The sequence below is a fragment of the Virgibacillus sp. NKC19-3 genome, from assembly GCF_019837165.1.
In the GTDB taxonomy this organism is placed as follows: Bacteria; Bacillota; Bacilli; order Bacillales; family Amphibacillaceae; genus Virgibacillus_L; species Virgibacillus_L saliphilus.
In genome coordinates, this window is sequence record NZ_JAGYHC010000001.1 from 1,050,160 (window position 1) to 1,067,739 (window position 17,580).

Below are 17,580 nucleotides of genomic sequence, written 5' to 3' on the forward strand. Positions count from 1 at the left end.
TAGTACAATTAACTTGAGGTGGTCATGGTGAAACAAACCATTATGGTAGTTGAAGATGACAAGATGATTCGTGAATTGATAGCTATTTACCTGGAAAAAGCGGGGTATGATGTTATTGAGGCTGTAGATGGAGAAGATGCGAAGCAGGCATTCTTGACGTACCATCCCTGTCTAATCCTGCTTGATTTAATGCTTCCTAAAATGAGTGGGGAGGAATTTTGTACATGGGTAAGGGAGCAAGAGCGGAATGAAGTATCCATTATTATGGTTTCTGCAAAAGCACGTACTAATGATAAAATCAATGGGTTAAAAATGGGTGCCGATGACTATTTAACGAAGCCCTTCGATCCTGAAGAACTTGTTGCACATGTTGAAGCAGTATTGCGACGGACAGGACAGTTTTGCCAAAAAATAGCTTATGGAGGGTTGTGCATTAAGCCGCGGAAGGGTGAAGTGTTGCTTTTTGACAAGCAGTTAAAATTGACGAAACATGAATTTAATCTGCTCTATTATTTTATGGAGAGTCCAAATGTTGTCTTCTCCAGAGAAGATTTGATAAATCAGTTATACCCATATGCAGATAAGACAGTATTGGATCGTACGATAGACGCCCATATCAAAAAACTCCGCGAAAAAATTGAAGACAAGCCATCCGATCCGAAACGGATTTTAACGGTCCGGGGAATGGGGTATAAATTTGCTGATGAATAAATTTGGAAGGTCTTGGTTGCCGAAACAATTTCTATGGCGTTTATCCATTACTAATACCATGGTGATTACCGCGTTTATTGTGTTAAGCGGATGGTCAATCTATCATGCCGCATGTTCATTGGCTGATGGAATGGGGTCGATGAATGCGCAAAAACAGGGACAATTTGAAACAGTACTCTTTCAGTATTTGTGGATTTTCAGTGCTGCCGCAATTGTAGTTGGAAGTTTAACCCATTTTTATATAACCAGAAAATTAATGAAGCCATTAAATAAATTGATTGAGTCGACAAAGCGGATGAAAACAGGGCACTATCCGGACCCGATCGATGTGACATCCAAAGATGAGACAGGTCAGTTGATTGGTCATTTTAACGATATGGTCCACCAGTTAAAAATGAATGAAGAGCATCGTCAGAAAGCTATTTCAGATCTGTCGCATGAATTTCGTACGCCCTTATCAAATCTAAACGGATATTTACATGCATTAAGTAGTGGTGTGATTGATGGAGACGAAAAACTATACCGATCGCTTTACGACGAATCTCAGCGGCTTATTGGTATGGTTAAACAGCTAGAACAATGGAAAGAATGGGAGTCTATTTCAAATCAGACGTTTTCCGAGAAAGAGCCGGTCGATATGCATCTTACGCTAGAGCAATCCGTTGAAATGTTTCATTGGACATTGGAAAATGCAGGCATTTCGATGGACGTCCATTCTGAACATGGGGTTGTCAATATAGATGATGGTGATATTTCACAGGTGATCGGTAATCTGCTTGATAATGCGATTCGGTATTACCAAGGAACAGCGTCCATTTTTATTAAAGGGGAAAAAAAGGCCAATAGCTACCGTGTATCGGTTGCTGGCCCAGGTCAAGCCATCCCTGTTGAAGAATTAGACCAGATCTTTGAACGATTTTATCGGACAGATACATCGAGAAGTTATTATACAGGGGGAACAGGCCTCGGTCTTGCTATCTCCAAAGAGATTATTGAACACCACGGAGGGAACATTGGTGTGGAATCAGATGGCGAATTTCATACGTTTTGGTTTACATTGCCTCTTTGGCAGTGAATATAAGAAGAAAACTATAATTTTTGGTGAGGTGAATAATGGTGCACAATAAACGTTTTGATCCCAAGAATGCGGATAAATTAATGAGTGAGAAACGGAAAGCGGAATTACAACCTGAAAAAATAATAGATTATTTAGATGTGAACGAATATGATACAGTAGCAGATTTAGGTGCGGGACCGGGACTGTTTAGCCTTCCCTTAGCAAGGCTGACAGACAATGATGTTTATGCTGTGGATATTGAACCGGAAATGCTTGAAAGGCTTAAAGAGAATGCAGAGGCAGCGAATATACAAAATATAAAACCCATTGTGAGTGACCTTGAAAATATTAATCTCGCTGATCATTCGGTAGCCCGTGTTCTAAACACATTTGTTATTCATGAAGTTACAGATCTAAGTCGGGCGATGGATGAAATCAAACGCATTCTTAAACCGGGAGGATATCTATTATTAGTGGATTGGGAAGCAGTTGAAACGGAATCCGGCCCCCCGCTTGAGATAAGAATTCCTTCAAAAGAAATGGATAACGTACTACAAGAAAATGGGTTCAATACAGAATTATTCTATCTGGATGCTAACCATTATGCCATAAAGGCGAAAAAAGATGGGACGTAATGATGTTTCAATAAAGAACTAGGAGAGCAAGCTTCTTTTTCGAAAAGGAACTTGCTCTTTTTAGTAAGCTTTTTTTAATGGCATGGAAATTACAAAATTTTGAGATTGTGGATAATCCCTTGGCCAAATAAACCACATCCGGCTCCAGCGCCCAGCAGTCCCAGATCTTTTGGTGGGACGAGCCTCCGCGCGGGCGCTTTTCGCTTTTGTTCTTCAATCATTGATCTGACTCCAATCAAACGTTCCTTCCTGAATTTCTTCACGTTCTTCTTTAGTGATAATATCTCCTGGTCGGTCTTCATCAGGCCAATCCAACTCATGATCTTTCCATTCAGGTCGTTCCTTTGACAGGATAAAAGCTGCTACATCAGCTGCCTCCTGATCTGATAATGATCCTTGATCATCCTCGGGAAAGTTATTTTTAATATAATTTGTCATCACGGACATCCGGCTCATCATTGAACCATCAGTGAACGATTGATCTCCCCATAAGGTCAGATTTGAATCAGCCATTTTTTCCTCATAAAGTTTCTCACCGTTGGTTATATCGGGTTCTGGAATTTCTTCTATCGACATTTCTTCCACATTATCCTTTTGAATATCTGCTCCAACTTCAATGTCATTCGAAATGTAAGTCAAATAAGCAATGATGGAACGCATTTCTTCTCCATCATACTCCAACTTTTCTCCATTCAATGTACGAGTTATACTCTCATTGATGCGCTCTTCAAGAGTAATTACGGCCCCCTTGCGTGAATCATATTTTGGGTATTGTCCGGTTACGCCCACAAATGAAAGATTGTTTGATAGCCCTCCATCTGTATGACAACTCATACAAGATAATTCATTCCCAGTATCATCATTTAATGATACGGTATCGGTACCTTTAAGTAATGCTTCTCCGTCTTCAATATATGGAGTCATCGAATCATCCGGATCTAAATCATCGACGGAAGGAGGAGTGGAATCGTCATCTGTTTCGTTTTCATCAACTTCTTGTACTGTACTTTCGGAACATGCTGCAAAAATTATTATTAAGGAAAGCATACATACCCATAAGGTTTTATTTTTCAGCATTTCCTCCCCTCCCATATAATCAATTTGCTACTAGCGTGTCTATTTTTCATAATCATATTTTTTCTCTGGTACGACATTATCCAGCTCCGTCCAGTCAAAGGTACCATTACGGATTTGCTCGCGGCGTTCTTGGGTAATAATATCGGGAGGACGTCCACCTTCTTCCCAGTCTTCATCATGACCTTCCCACACCGGCCGCTCTTGTGATAGAAGAAATGCAGCAATATCGGCCGCTTCTTGATCGGTTAAAGAACCAGGATCATATCTAGGCATATATTCTTGAATAAAACCAGCTGCATTAGATAATCGATTCATACCAGCACCATCATTAAATGAATCGTCACCCCACAATGGAGGACCTGAAGTCATTCCTTTACCTGATCCATCTGTCGCGTGGCAAGACATACAGTTTTTTTCCACATACAGATCTTCCCCTCTATCAACATCAGGTTCAGGAATCTCTTCCATCGAATCTAATCCTAACCATTCCGTATCATCTTTTTTGATATCCTCTGAAATATGTGTTAAATACGCCGTAATTGCGCGCATTTCTTCACTTTCAAATTCTAACGCTTCGCCATCCATACTACGTTTCATACATCCATTTATACGATCTTCAATTGTAAAAATAGTGTTTTCACGAGGACGATAAGCAGGATAATTTGTTGTTACCCCGACCATGGAGATTGTATTTGATACACCCCCATCAGCATGACAACTGGCACAAGACATTTTATTTCCCGTTCTTTCAGGTAATACTGTAGCCGTCTCATTAAAAATGTCCTCCCCATATTTTATATAAGGGGTCATTGGATCATCGGGATCCAAATCTTCAACAGATGGAATATTCTCGGGTATTCCGGGTTTTTCTTGTACAGTTGCATCTTGAGAACAAGCCGAGACCACTAATATCAGTAATATAAAGAATAGGAATTTACCTTCCCTCATTCATGACTCACCCTTTATTTGTATATTTTATTTCTTATGCATACCACGAAATAGTTTTAGCAATATATTGATAGCTTTAAAGGGGATGTAAATCAAAGTATATGGCTATATTCATATAATTCCTAATCTCTCCATTGTGTTCTGCAATTCGAGTTGTTTAATCTGATCGATGACAGAATATATTTTCTTAACTCGCTTTTTCCTTAGGTAAATTACTCATTATATGATATGTAAGAATGATAACAATAGAACTCGTCACTCCCTCTCATTATGATATCGTTTTCAAAATTGCTCGCTATAATCATAAGATGTCTGCATAACTTTTAAATGAAATGATACACGGCAATTATGAAAATTTGATGAAAATCTGGTAAAAGTCTCATTTTTTTAATAAGTCAACACCAAAATCTATGGTACTAGCAACGAGCTAGCGAAAGAGAAATAGGGAGACTCCTCGAAAATGCAAAAATGTTATTGAACCTATTTCAAACGATGTTAAAAAATAAGGTTGCATCTTAACCATTTATATGGTAATATGTTCATATAAGGATGGAAATATTTTAATGAGAAATCGATACAAGGGAGTTACGGAATAAAATGAAGGATTTTGAATATGAAGATGACTTTACTCAAGATCTAGATAGCGAAACACTATTTATCGTTTCACAAACGTTTAAAGCATTAGGGGATCCAACGAGAATTCGAATTCTTCATCTGCTTTCTAAAAAAGAATGTTCTGTAAATGAAATTGTAGAGACATTAGATATGCGTCAATCGACTGTATCTCATCAATTGCGTTTCCTGAAGAACTTACGGCTTGTCAAATATCGACGCGAGGGAACAACTCTTTACTATTCTCACGATGATGAGCATGTTATGCTTATTTTGAAACAAATGATAAACCACGCTTGTCATAGTTAGTAATGCATATGTACATAGATAGTAAACGCCGTTATATGCGTCTAGCGCAATTTAACATTTATTCTTTACATAAAATGGGATCATACATATGTGAAAACAAAAGCTAGTGATGATTTGTTTTATCCTTTTTATAGCATGTATGATTAATGTTTAGATATTGTTATGCATTTCAAAAAATAATACTGGAGGTTTTACAATGTTTGATGTTGTTATCGTTGGTGCTGGTCCTGCTGGTGCAAGTGCAGCGTTATTCACGGCGAAAAGTGGGAAGAAAACAATGGTTATTGATAATGACAAAGGTGTAACTAAACGAGCTTTGATGAAAAATTATTATGGAGTGAAAGAAATTAGTGGACCTGATTTAATCGAAATTGGTAAAGATCAGGCTCGGCATTTTGGCGCTGAATTTGTTGAAGCCAAAGTAACAACTATTACGAAAATAGAGGACGGTTTTAAAGTTGAAACCGATCAACAGGAATATGAGGCCAAACATGTTATCCTGGCAACGGGGATGGTAGCCGATCTTGCTGAGAAAGTAGGTTTAACCACTAAACCGGGTACGGAACCAAGAGTGAAAACGATCCTTGATGTAACTCCGGAAGGGAAAACAAGTATGGAAGGTATTTGGGCAGCAGGAATAATCTCAGGTGTGAGTGTGCACGCAATTATTACAGCGGGTGACGGTGCAAAGGTTGCTATTAATCTACTCAGTGAATTAAACGGTGAGCGTTATGTTGACCACGATAGACTTTAATTAGTAGCGATACGTTGCTAACCGGGCGCCCTGGCTTTGTTATTCCCTAGGAAATTATAAAATTATTTGCTTATGGATAACTTATTATTGATTAATGGCTACGTCCAGCTACAAGCGCCAAAAACGAGGAGATTTCACGCCGCTCCAATCTCTATGTTTTTTAACCAGGCGCTTTTCGCTTTTGTTCGTACTGTAAACGATAGTGGGCTAGGAGGTTTTGATATGGGACATGATCACCATGGCCATGACCATACACATGGTGCAAACAAAAAAGCTTTAATGATTAGTTTTTGCCTAATTACTGTGTTTATGATTTTAGAAGTGGTTGGAGGATTAATTACTAAAAGTTTGGCTCTCTTAGCTGATGCGGGGCATATGTTAAGTGATTCTATATCACTATTTGCAGCTTTGCTGGCATTTCTATTGGGCGAAAGGGCTGCAAATTACGCAAAAACATATGGATACAAACGATTTGAAATTTTAGCTGCTATTTTTAATGGCGTTACGCTCATAGCAATTTCGATTTTTATTTTCTACGAAGCTTTTCAACGATTCTTCAATCCATCTGAAGTAGCCTCAACCGGGATGTTAATCATTGCTACTATTGGTTTGGTGGTAAATATTCTAGTAGCATGGATATTGATGCGAAGCGGAGATACAAGCGAGAACTTAAATATACGTGCCGCCTTTCTTCATGTATTAGGTGATTTGCTTGGTTCTGTCGGTGCCATTGTTGCTGCCTTGTTCATCATGTCATTCGGCTGGGGATGGGCCGATCCGTTAGCAAGTATCATTGTAGCTACACTTGTATTAATAAGTGGGTGGAGAGTATCTAAAGATGCGATTCATGTCTTGATGGAAGGAACACCTGCTAATGTGAATATCAATGATGTCATTAAAACGATAAAGCATGTAAAAGGGGTCAAAGGTATCCATGATCTGCATGTGTGGAGTATTACGAGCGGACAACATGCCCTTTCATGTCATATTATTGTTGACGGCAATTTGACGGTGGAAAAGAGTCAAACATTGCTTCGTCGCATAGAACATGACTTGGAGGATAAAGGCATTAATCACGTTACTATACAGGTAGAAACGGAAAAGCACCCACATAAAAATGCACTGATGTGTCAAACAGGTTATGCAATGGAAGGACATCATCACGCGCATAGTCATTAATGAAGCGTTTAAAGACCATGTTATTGGAGCGACATGGTTTTTATTTTTGATGGAATATTTGATACATTTAATGGCAGCTTGAATTGGTAGACTACTTGACGATTATATTATTATATTATACAATTCAATTAAATTGTTGAATATAGAATGAGTCACCATGTCCCAGTTAGTATGGTTGTGTAATTTATTTCTTAGATTAAAACATCAATTTATATATGTGATGAAAAGGATGATGATTATGGAGGATTCTGTATTAACTGTAACAGAATATAAAGATCAGTTATATAAACAGTTATCAAGGATTGGTAAAAGTCTTTCCAGTGATAAACGCCTTGAATTATTAAATTTATTAACGCATGGACCAAAAACAGTTGAAAAGCTAGCAGAATTAACGGGGATGACGGTGGCAAACGTGTCTCGACACCTTCAGGTTCTTCATGACTCCAAATTGGTTAAGTTCTCCAAAAAGGGAACTTATGCATATTACTCCCTTGTTGATGAATCAGTCGCTGATTTTTTATCCGCTTTATGGAAATTAAGCGAGAACCATCTCTCCGACATTAATCAAATAAAAAAGGATTTTAAGGGAAATATGAACGAGACACACACCATCACATTAGATGAGTTATACGAGAAATTAGACAGAGATACTATTACGCTTTTAGACTTAAGGTCTGAAGATGAATTTAATTTTAGGCATATAAAAGGTGCGATTTCTGTACCGATGGATCAGTTGGATATCCATCTTCAAAAGTTACCGAAAGATAAGGAGATTGCTGTCTATTGTCGAGGTAAATTTTGTGCAGTATCAACTATAGCTGCAAATAAATTAAACGAAAATGGCTTTACAGCTTATAGCATGGAAGATAGTGTTTATGAATGGGAAAAATATTTGCAGGTAAGTCATTAGGAGTACAGTTTCATTTGCGCTATGTCTTAGCTGGGATTGTCAACACGGTATTTTAACAGCAAAAAGTTACTAAATTACAGTTGTGTTGACAGTACCTTTTTTTATAGTAATATTCAATTATTCAATTGAATAATCATTTATTTAGGAGGGATAGTAATGAGTACAATTTCATTAACAAAAGAAACATTTGATAAACAAATAAAATCTGGTGTAACACTTGTGGACTTTTGGGCAGCTTGGTGTGGACCATGCAAAGTTCAGTCACCAATTGTCGATGAGTTAAGTGATGAGGTTGAAGGTCATGCAACGATAGCTAAAGTAAATGTCGATGAAGAGCCTGAATTAGCTAGCACATTTGGTGTTATGAGTATTCCAACATTGATGCTGTTCAAGAATGGTCAAGCAGTGGATACCATGATTGGAATAAACCAGAAAGAGATCCTAAAAGAAAAGATCGATAATATCTTATAAGATATTGCGGACTATAAATAGAGAAAGGAATGACATTAAATGAAAAAATACGATTATATTGTAATTGGCAGCGGTCCTGTTGCAAACAGTTTTTCATCTGAATTGAAGGACTCTAATAAAAAGGTATTAATTGTAGAAGGAGATGCGTTTGGTGGAATTTGTCCGAATTATGGATGTGAACCAAAAATCTTCCTGGAAGGTGCTGTAAAAACAGTTCTAATGTCGCGTCAACTATCAGGGAAAGGAATTTCTCAACCGGCGACAATTAATTGGGAAGATTTGATGAAAAGAAAAAAACAAACTTTTGAAGCACATCCTGAAAATGCGATCAAAGGAATGCAATCAAACCATGCGGATACATTAATTGGGACAGCAAGCTTTATAGACAGTCATACGCTTAAAGTAAATGGTGAGGAAATATATGGTGAAAAAATTGTTATTGCGACAGGCCAAAAACCAAACAAACTTCCAATCGAAGGAAGTGAATTAACATTTAGTAGTAACGATGTCCTATCTTTAGACTATCTTCCGAAAAATGTAGTATTAATCGGAGGAGGATATATTGGTATGGAGTTGGCAGTTATTCTTAACGCTGCAGGAGCACATGTAGAAATTGTAGAATTTGCTGACAGAGCGCTAACAGCCTTTTACTGGGAACATGTTAAAGATGTTGTTCAAGAAATGGAAGATCAGGGAATTATTTTTCACTTTAATCACGCAGTTAGCAATGTGGAAAAAAACGGCGAGAAATACGTTGTTGCATCTAAACAAGGGTTAACAATAGAAACAGACTACGTTGTAGATGCAAGTGGTCGTGTTCCTAATATTGATAATTTAAACCTTGATGAAGTCGGGATAGAACATGATCGTGGTGGAGTATTGGTAAACGACTATTTAGAAACGAATGTAAAAGGGGTTTATGCCGCTGGAGATGTTGTGAGCAAAGATCCGCTTGTTGCTCCAAAATTAACTCCCACCTCTGCTTATGAAGGAGAATATTTGAGTGATTACTTCGAAGGGAAAACGGATACTCCTATTAAATATCCGGTAATTGGCAGTGCCGCTTTTACGTTCCCGCAAATTGCTCAAGCAGGAGTTAGCGTTTCAGAAGCTCTCGAGAATGAAGATTATGAAGTCGTACATCATGATCTCACATCCGACTATTTCTATACTGGAACGAACGATTATAATGCTAAACTAACCTTGGTGTTTGACCATAATAACAGACTTGTTGGAGCATCTGAAGTTAGTCAAACGGCTGCAGACGATATCAATAATTTTATTGATATTATTGGCATGGACGTAGATAAAAGGGAATGGAAAGAAACGTTTTTACCTATTTTCCCTGCCATTTCGTATAAAACCAGGATTTTTATATAAATTATTATTAATACGTGACAGGGGAATTAGTGGAGGAGCTTATCCTATTTATAAATGGTCATAAATGAATTGTATAATAAATGGGTTAACATCATAATCTGTGGTTTAAATATATGAATAAATATGGTAATGACACTAGCGAGCGGAGGAAAAACACGAAGACTCCTGTGGGAAAGCGCAGAGAGAAGACCCCACAGGAAAAAAGTGAACTCACTTTTCCGATGAGATGAGCTCGGGGCCCGCGAAAAGCGTAGTGTTTTTCCGCAGCGGTTGTCTTTACTATTTTAGTCTAGTTTGCCAACCATAGATTTTGGTTAAGAGCCAAATAAATGAGTGATTTTAATGACAGTCATTTTATCCAGTATTAGCGAAAAAATATTTATGGAGGTAATTATATGGAAACTAATCAAAATCAGAAAGAAGCAAATAACCTTGGACAACCTGGACATGAAGAACAAGCGGCAGATTCCACTTTTTACTTTACGGCAAATGAGGGTGGAATTTCAAAGATTGATACGTTAACAAATAAAGTTATCGAATCAATTGAAGTTGAGGGTACAGTGCATAATGTACAAATTTCACCTGAAAATAAAATGATAGGTATTACGATTGTTCCTTCAGGGGGTCATGGTGGACATGAAGGACACGAAGGACATGGCGGACACGGTACAAAAAATGAGAAGGCAGCTCTTTACGATGCCAAAACAAACGAACTAATCAAAGAAATATATAGTGGAGCGCATCCTGCTCACATTGTATTTACAGAAAACAATCAATTTGTTCTTGTGACAAATACCGGGGATAATAATGTGTCTGTTATTGATATGAAAACCTACGAAGTGGTTCGTACAATTCCAACAGGTAATGGTCCGCACGGTTTAAGAATTTCAGCAGACAGTAAATTCGCGTATATTGCAAATATGAATGAAAATACAGTTAGCGTCATTGATTTAGGGAAAATGGAAGAAACGAAGAAAATAGTAGTCGGAAATGTACCGATTACAACCGGAATTACAAAGGATGGAAAAACACTTGTCGCGACATTAAATAGTGAAAATTCACTAGCTATTGTGGACGTTGCTTCTGAAAAAGTAGAGAAGGTTAAAGTTGGTAAAGGCCCTGCCCAAGTTTATATTCAATCTGACGATAAATATGCTTGGGTTGCAAATCAAGGAACCTTTGGGAATCCGTCAAATAGTGTTACGAAAGTCGATTTAGAAACAAAAGAGGCTATTGCAACCATCGAAGTGGGTAATGGCGCTCATGGTATTGTTACGAGCAAAGATAATAAATTCGTATATGTAACAAATATGTATGATAATACCGTTAGTGTTATTGATATAGAGAAAAATGAAGTGATTACAACTGTAAATGTTGGTGAAAATCCAAACGGAATTACAATACAATAAACTTACTGAAACGTTTACTCGTTACCTTGTTAAGCGTGGTCAAACAATCGCGCCTTTAGTTTCCCTGTATTTTCATATGAATCAGAGATTTCATTTAAGGGCTATGCGGGATGTTTCTCTAGAAGGAGTTAATGGATGAACCTACGCTTTATGTATTAGGAGGGATTTACATGTCTGAATCAAAAATGTATGATGTCATTATTGCTGGTGCAGGACCGGCGGGAATGACAGCAGCTGTTTATGCATCTCGGGCAAACTTAGATACATTGATGCTGGAACGTGGGGTTCCTGGTGGACAAGTGGTAAATACGGAGGATGTAGAAAACTATCCTGGATACGAGCATATTTTAGGTCCGGATCTATCGAATAAAATGTTCGATCATGCAAAGAAATTCGGTGCGGAATATGCATATGGGGATATCAAGTCCATTCAAGATCATGGAAACTATAAAACCATTTATGCCGGAAAAAAAGAATATCGTACAAAAGCTTTGATTATTGCGACTGGTGCACAATATAAAAACTTGGCGTTCCCGGTGAGGAAGAACTTGGAGGGCGCGGCGTGTCTTATTGCGCAGTATGTGATGGAGCATTTTTTAAAGAGAAGGATATTGTTGTTATAGGTGGAGGAGACGCTGCAATTGAAGAAGGCATTTACCTGACCCGCTTTGCAAACAATGTCACGATTGTTCATCGACGTGATCAGCTTCGAGCTCAAAAAATTCTACAGCAACGTGCATTTGATAATGATAACATTAATTTTATTTGGGATACTGTTCCAGAAAAATTTAATGAAACAGATGGAAAAGTAAGTAGTATCACACTAAAAAATACGAAATCTAATGAAGTCCGTGACTTTGATACAAATGGCATTTTTATTTACATTGGAATGCTTCCTTTAAATGACCCATTTACAGAATTGGGTATTACTGATGACGCAGGGTATGTTCTTACGAATGAAAATATGGAGACGAAAATCCCTGGTGTCTTTGCCGCTGGAGATATTCGTGCAAAAGAACTTCGCCAAATTGTAACGGCGACTGGTGATGGAAGTATTGCAGCAGAAACAGCAATAAAATATGTAGAGACCCTTGCTGAAGAGCATAAAGCAGCTGAACAAGCGGTTGTAAACAATTGATTTCAAGATACGGATAGATATAGGAGGTATGGAGACGGTTCTCTTGCTTCTCCGATACCCAAAAATGGAAGAAAAGGGATAATTGTATATTTAGAAATTGGTCATAGACATGATATTTATAAATAAAGCAGTAGATTATTGTAACTATAATAGTCTGCTGCTTTTTTATTAAGTCAAAGCTTATTATCTACAAGTTATAATAGTGAATTTGGTAATGTTGCTGTACAAGATGACATACATATCCATTTCCCTTTATAATGGTTCACAGAAACATTAGAAAAATTAGGACTGGGACAAAACAAACGTGTCTTATTAAAAAAGACGAACATTGCTAAACTTAGCGTAGGAAATATACAGAGACTCCAGCGGGAGGAAAGGCATAGGTGAGACACCTAAAGACGCGGATAGCAATCTTTTTTGCGAGGAGTGCTGACCCTCGAAGTCACTTGCAACACGATGCGCACAAGGGGGCTCACCAACCGCCCCCTAAGGTGTGCGAAGTATTTTTCCGAAGCGATGTATATTCGGAATTTATTCGTTAAAAACACTTTTGTCCCAGTCTCAAGGCTCGCAATTATGCAGTAAGAAAGTATTTTATACTTTCCTATCTGTCAAAAAATGGATGCCCCAGGCTTTTCACATTAATAAAGGAGTCGCCAACATGAGTCGTTTTCCTAAGCAGTTGAACAAGCGAATAGAGCCTAATGTAAAATTTAGTTTAAAAGTTAAGATGATCGCACTAATTAGTTTACTCATTGCTGCTATTTGTATCCTTTTTGCCGGATTTTTACATACATTTATTTCCAATTCCATGGAAGACCAGGTCGGAAAACGCGCTTTAAGCGTGGCTGAGAGTGTTGCTCATATACCAGAAGTACAAGCGGCCTTTGAGCTGGAGGATCCTGCTTCTGTGATTCAGGAAACGGTAGCGCCAATTCGGGAGGACACAGGTGCGGAATTTATTGTTGTAGGTAATAGAGAGGGGATCCGCTATTCCCATCCAAACCCGGAGCGAATCGGCGAAGAAATGATAGGTGGGGACAATGCTCGTGCCTTGGAGGATGGCGAATCTTATGTATCTCGCAGTACAGGGTCGCTTGGACTTTCGATTCGCGGAAAAGTACCTATTATGAATGAAACAGGAGATATTATCGGCCTAGTGTCTGTTGGTTTTCTTAATGATGATATCCAGGGAATTATTGCCAATCAGAGCAAGTCTTTATGGCTTACCCTGGCAGGCGTTTTCCTGTTAGGGATTGCAGGTGCCATTTTGATTGCTTATTATATAAAGAAGTTGTTGTTCAATATGGAGCCGGAGGAAATTTCACATGTACTCTCGCAAAAGGAAGCGATATTGCAGTCAACCCATGAAGGAATGATAGCGGTCGACCATAAAGGTGTGATAACCATGATAAATACAGCAGCAAAAGAGATCCTGTTTGCTGAGGCGAAGCAGTCGGATCAATTTTCTGGGAAACTTGTCCATGAACTGTTGCCTCATAGTCCTTTATGTGTGCCAGGCATGTGCACATTCTCTAGGGTTAAAGTCCCGAATCACGAAGGCAGTAGTAGTGGTTAGCTCAAGACAAGGGTGTCTGGGGTGACCCAGAATCTGAAGGAAGTCGGCGGCAAATCCCCGCCCTTAGGAACACGAACTTCATAGAAGGCTAGATGTACTTGGGTGAGACTGCATAACAAGTCAAAGCCCTTACTGCCAAAGGGTGCATAGAGTAAATGAAGAAGGGATATGGGGAGGAAGAGTGTGTACTTACCCTGGGAGGTCTGATAGAAACGCGGTACACATGCCGTAACTGAACATGCGAATGTTCACTGAACTATCAGAAGTCAGCCGAAGCCGTAGTACCAGATACTTCTAGAATATCTGGGAAGGGCTGAATCATTTAAGGAGAATTGCCACTTTGCGTACGCAATACTCGAAGAAGCAGAAACATGAAAACCTTCCTAATGGAAGAAGCGGTGAATCCCGCGGGGGACATTAGAAGGGCTGAGAGACATTGCCACACAAGAAGAAAGGACAATTCACGCAGGAGTTAGATAACATGTTGGAACAAATCCTATCACGGGAAAACTTAATGACAGCTCTGCATCGTGTAGAGCGCAATAAAGGAAGTCACGGAGTTGATGGAATGCCCGTACAAAACTTACGAGCGCATATCGTTGAACACTGGGCTTCTATTCGGGAACAACTGGAAACAGGAACCTACTATCCTCAGCCTGTCCGCCATTACAAAATCCGTAAAGAAGGCGGCGGTATGAGGAAACTGGGTATTCCCACCGTGTTAGACCGATTTATCCAACAAGCCATCGCACAAGTGCTCACCACGATATATGACCCGACCTTCTCGGAAAATAGCTATGGCTTCCGCCCAAAGCGTCGAGGTCACGACGCTGTAAGGAAAGCTAGGGCATACATGAAGGACGGATATCGCTGGGTGATTGATATGGATTTAGAGAAATTCTTCGATAAAGTAAACCACGACCGTTTGATGCGGACGCTAAGTCGGAGGGTCAAAGACCCGAAAGTCCTTCAGCTTATCCGCAGATTCCTGCAAGCAGGAATCATGGAAGACGGAGTGGTACATCCGAATACAGAAGGAGCGTCTCAGGGCGGACCGTTAAGTCCGCTTCTCTCAAACATTGTCCTGGATGAACTGGACAAAGAGTTAGAGAAAAGAGGACTCCATTTCGTGCGCTATGCGGATGACTTTCATATTTATGTCCGTTCGAAAAGGGCAGGACACCGAATAATGGAAAGTATCACCAACTTTATAGAGAAGAAGATGAAATTGGAAGTCAATAAAGAGAAAAGTGCGGTAGACCGCCCATGGAAACGTAAATTCCTTGGATTCTCATTCACCTTTCATAAGGAAAATCCCAAGATACGGATTGCGAAAGAGAGCATCAAACGTTTCAAGCGACGAATCCGAGAATTAACGTCTCGAAAGAAATCCATGAATATGGGGGACAGAATCGAGAAACTGAATCAATATCTCGCAGGCTGGCTGGGATACTACCAGTTAGCAGAAACACCTACGATATTCAAGGAACTCGACGGATGGATTCGAAGACGTCTACGAATGATACGTTGGAAAGAGTGGAAGAAAGTGAAAACGAAACACAAGAATCTTGTGAAACAAGGAATCAAGAAAGGAAAAGCGTGGGAATGGGCAAACACAAGAAAGAGCTATTGGCGAACCGCCAATAGCCCTATCTTGCATAGAGCACTTGGTGACCAATACTGGTCAGAACAAGGCTTGAAGAGTCTAACTAATAGCTATCTAACGAAGCGTTGGACATAAATGAAACCGCCGTATACGGAACCGTACGTATGGTGGTGTGAGAGGTCGGAGGTTAGTCACCTCCTCCTACTCGATTTGATGTACTGGAAAGTGGGGAAAGCCAGTATGACACGGAAATGGTATTCGGGGAGTCGATTGTTTTGGTAAATCAGGTACCTGTATATATGGAAGGAATCATTGCTGGTGCCGTTGCTACATTCCGGAAAAAAACGGAAATGGAGCATATGACCCGTGAACTGCAGCAAATTAAACAATATGCCAATGCGCAGCGTGCCCAGACCCATGAATTTTCCAATAAACTCTATACGATTCTGGGATTGCTTCAGTTAGATGAAAAACAGGAAGCGATCCATTTTATTAAAAAAGAAAAAAATATCCAGCAGGAACGATCGCAATTCTTAACACAACAGGTAATGGACCCTGTAGTGCAAGGATTATTGCAAGGAAAAATCAATCAAATGAATGAACTTGGGATAAGCTTGTCGATTCATCCCGACAGTCAGCTTAACCAAGCGTATCATGGGATTAAACAGGAGGCGTTACGTACCGGACTCGGTAACTTGCTTGAAAATGCGATTGAATCTGTGAACAATAGGCAGGAAGGGGATAAGCGAATAAGCCTCTTTTTCACAGATATAGGGGATGATATCGTGGTGGAGGTAGACGACTCCGGCCCCGGTATTACAGAAGCGAATGTGCCACATATTTTCGAACAGGGATTTTCCACAAAAGAAAATGGAAGACGGGGAAGTGGACTTTCGTTAACCCAACATATTGTGCATCAATCAGGGGGAGAGATCATGCTTGAAGAAGGAGAAATGGGAGGCGCCTGTTTTGTGATGATTATACCTAAAAATGGAGGAAACACAGATGAGTGATCATATACGGGTTCTTGTTATCGAAGACGATTTCCGGGTTGCTGAAATCAATCGGAAATATGTGGAAAGTGTAGAAGGCTACATTGTTCAGGAAGTGGTGAAGACAGGGCAAGAGGCACTAGCCTATTTGGAAAAATGTACAATTCTGCCACAGTTGATTTTGTTAGATATTTACATTCCTGATGTGGAAGGGATGGAGTTGCTTTGGCAGCTTCGTTATCATTACCGTCATATGGATATCATCGCAGTCACTGCAGCTAACGAAGCTGCAACTATTCAAGAAGCAATAAGAGGGGGAGCCTTTGACTATATTGTGAAGCCGGTGGACGTTGAACGTTTTACACAGTCCTTAAAGCGATATAAACAGTACCGGCATTTTTTTACTGCGAAAGAAACGTTGGAGCAGCGTGAGATTGACGCTGTTACAGGGAACGATGCGCAAACTGATACCGGCAATACAAACACTAATTTGCCTAAAGGGATTGATCCGATTACATTGAATGATATTAGAGATCTTTTGAAACCCAATAAGGAAAAAGGGATAACTGCTGTGGATTTGAGTAACCGGATCGGGACAAGTCGGTCCACGGCACGTCGCTATTTGGAATACCTGGTATCTACGGGGAGGTTCATACGACGTTAAAATACGGAAGTGTAGGCAGACCGGAGCGTAAGTATATGCTCCGTGCAACTTATGAACAAAATGAAGAATATAGGGAATAAGCAACTTATAATAAGAAGGTTTATCCTTCTTTTTTTATATGCTAATTTATTAACTAACTCTCAAAAAAG

17 protein-coding genes and 1 pseudogene are annotated in these 17,580 nt (G+C 39.4%); 15 read left to right on the forward strand and 3 right to left on the reverse strand.

Annotated elements, in window-relative coordinates:
* Nucleotides 1–27: 27 nt before the first annotated feature.
* The 3 genes from KFZ56_RS05215 to KFZ56_RS05225 are packed head-to-tail and all read left to right on the forward strand — an operon-like array spanning nt 28 to nt 2,403.
* Nucleotides 28–711: a response regulator transcription factor gene (locus KFZ56_RS05215; RefSeq protein ID WP_222640718.1), complete on the forward strand. Its 684-nt coding sequence runs from the start codon at nt 28–30 to the stop codon at nt 709–711.
* Nucleotides 704–1,786, forward strand: a complete 1,083-nt coding sequence (locus tag KFZ56_RS05220) for a HAMP domain-containing sensor histidine kinase (RefSeq protein ID WP_255585295.1) — start codon at nt 704–706, stop codon at nt 1,784–1,786. The genes KFZ56_RS05215 and KFZ56_RS05220 overlap by 8 nt, the downstream gene beginning before the upstream one ends.
* Before the next feature lie 38 nt (nt 1,787–1,824).
* Nucleotides 1,825–2,403, forward strand: coding sequence for a class I SAM-dependent methyltransferase (locus KFZ56_RS05225; RefSeq protein WP_222640720.1), 579 nt, complete (start codon nt 1,825–1,827; stop codon nt 2,401–2,403).
* An 89-nt stretch (nt 2,404–2,492) separates the two neighbouring features.
* Here the strand turns inward: KFZ56_RS05225 and KFZ56_RS19480 are convergent, their stop codons facing one another.
* The 3 genes from KFZ56_RS19480 to KFZ56_RS05235 are packed head-to-tail and all read right to left on the reverse strand — an operon-like array spanning nt 2,493 to nt 4,428.
* Entirely contained in the window at nt 2,493–2,624 is a 132-nt protein-coding gene (locus KFZ56_RS19480) for a hypothetical protein (protein ID WP_255584850.1), read from the reverse strand.
* Entirely contained in the window at nt 2,617–3,480 is an 864-nt protein-coding gene (locus KFZ56_RS05230) for a c-type cytochrome (RefSeq protein ID WP_222640721.1), read from the reverse strand. The genes KFZ56_RS19480 and KFZ56_RS05230 overlap by 8 nt, the downstream gene beginning before the upstream one ends.
* Nucleotides 3,481–3,519: 39 nt before the next feature.
* The gene (locus KFZ56_RS05235; protein WP_222640722.1) at nt 3,520–4,428 is read right to left on the reverse strand and encodes a c-type cytochrome; all 909 of its coding nucleotides are present in this window, start codon (nt 4,426–4,428) and stop codon (nt 3,520–3,522) included.
* Between the two features lie 597 nt (nt 4,429–5,025).
* Here KFZ56_RS05235 and KFZ56_RS05240 point away from each other — a divergent pair.
* The 12 genes and pseudogenes from KFZ56_RS05240 to KFZ56_RS05295 all read left to right on the forward strand — a co-directional run bounded on the left by KFZ56_RS05240 (nt 5,026) and on the right by KFZ56_RS05295 (nt 17,431).
* A complete protein-coding gene (locus KFZ56_RS05240; RefSeq protein ID WP_222640723.1) occupies nt 5,026–5,349 on the forward strand; it encodes an ArsR/SmtB family transcription factor in 324 nt (107 codons plus the stop codon).
* Between the two features lie 196 nt (nt 5,350–5,545).
* Nucleotides 5,546–6,103 carry an FAD-dependent oxidoreductase gene (locus KFZ56_RS05245; RefSeq protein ID WP_222640724.1) on the forward strand — a complete coding sequence of 186 codons (558 nt, stop codon included), beginning with the start codon at nt 5,546–5,548 and terminating at the stop codon, nt 6,101–6,103.
* A gap of 222 nt (nt 6,104–6,325) precedes the next feature.
* A complete protein-coding gene (locus KFZ56_RS05250) occupies nt 6,326–7,282 on the forward strand; it encodes a cation diffusion facilitator family transporter (RefSeq protein WP_222640725.1) in 957 nt (318 codons plus the stop codon).
* Between the two features lie 238 nt (nt 7,283–7,520).
* Complete coding sequence (locus tag KFZ56_RS05255) at nt 7,521–8,192, forward strand: ArsR/SmtB family transcription factor (protein WP_222640727.1); 672 nt, start codon at nt 7,521–7,523, stop codon at nt 8,190–8,192.
* A gap of 156 nt (nt 8,193–8,348) precedes the next feature.
* Entirely contained in the window at nt 8,349–8,663 is a 315-nt protein-coding gene (gene trxA, locus KFZ56_RS05260) for a thioredoxin (RefSeq protein WP_222640729.1), read from the forward strand.
* A gap of 39 nt (nt 8,664–8,702) precedes the next feature.
* The gene (locus tag KFZ56_RS05265; protein ID WP_222640731.1) at nt 8,703–10,043 is read left to right on the forward strand and encodes a dihydrolipoyl dehydrogenase family protein; all 1,341 of its coding nucleotides are present in this window, start codon (nt 8,703–8,705) and stop codon (nt 10,041–10,043) included.
* Nucleotides 10,044–10,438: 395 nt separating this feature from the next.
* Nucleotides 10,439–11,452 carry a YncE family protein gene (locus KFZ56_RS05270; RefSeq protein WP_222640733.1) on the forward strand — a complete coding sequence of 338 codons (1,014 nt, stop codon included), beginning with the start codon at nt 10,439–10,441 and terminating at the stop codon, nt 11,450–11,452.
* Nucleotides 11,453–11,622: 170 nt separating this feature from the next.
* A pseudogene (trxB, locus tag KFZ56_RS05275) lies at nt 11,623–12,590 on the forward strand (thioredoxin-disulfide reductase).
* A gap of 661 nt (nt 12,591–13,251) precedes the next feature.
* Nucleotides 13,252–14,169 carry a PAS domain-containing protein gene (locus KFZ56_RS05280; protein ID WP_222640735.1) on the forward strand — a complete coding sequence of 306 codons (918 nt, stop codon included), beginning with the start codon at nt 13,252–13,254 and terminating at the stop codon, nt 14,167–14,169.
* Between the two features lie 481 nt (nt 14,170–14,650).
* Nucleotides 14,651–15,910, forward strand: coding sequence for a group II intron reverse transcriptase/maturase (gene ltrA / locus KFZ56_RS05285; protein WP_222640737.1), 1,260 nt, complete (start codon nt 14,651–14,653; stop codon nt 15,908–15,910).
* 140 nt (nt 15,911–16,050) lie between these two features.
* Entirely contained in the window at nt 16,051–16,788 is a 738-nt protein-coding gene (locus KFZ56_RS05290; RefSeq protein WP_255584852.1) for a sensor histidine kinase, read from the forward strand.
* On the forward strand, nt 16,781–17,431 hold the full coding sequence (locus tag KFZ56_RS05295; protein ID WP_309228255.1) for a response regulator: 651 nt from the start codon (nt 16,781–16,783) through the stop codon (nt 17,429–17,431). The genes KFZ56_RS05290 and KFZ56_RS05295 overlap by 8 nt, the downstream gene beginning before the upstream one ends.
* Nucleotides 17,432–17,580 lie beyond the last annotated feature (149 nt).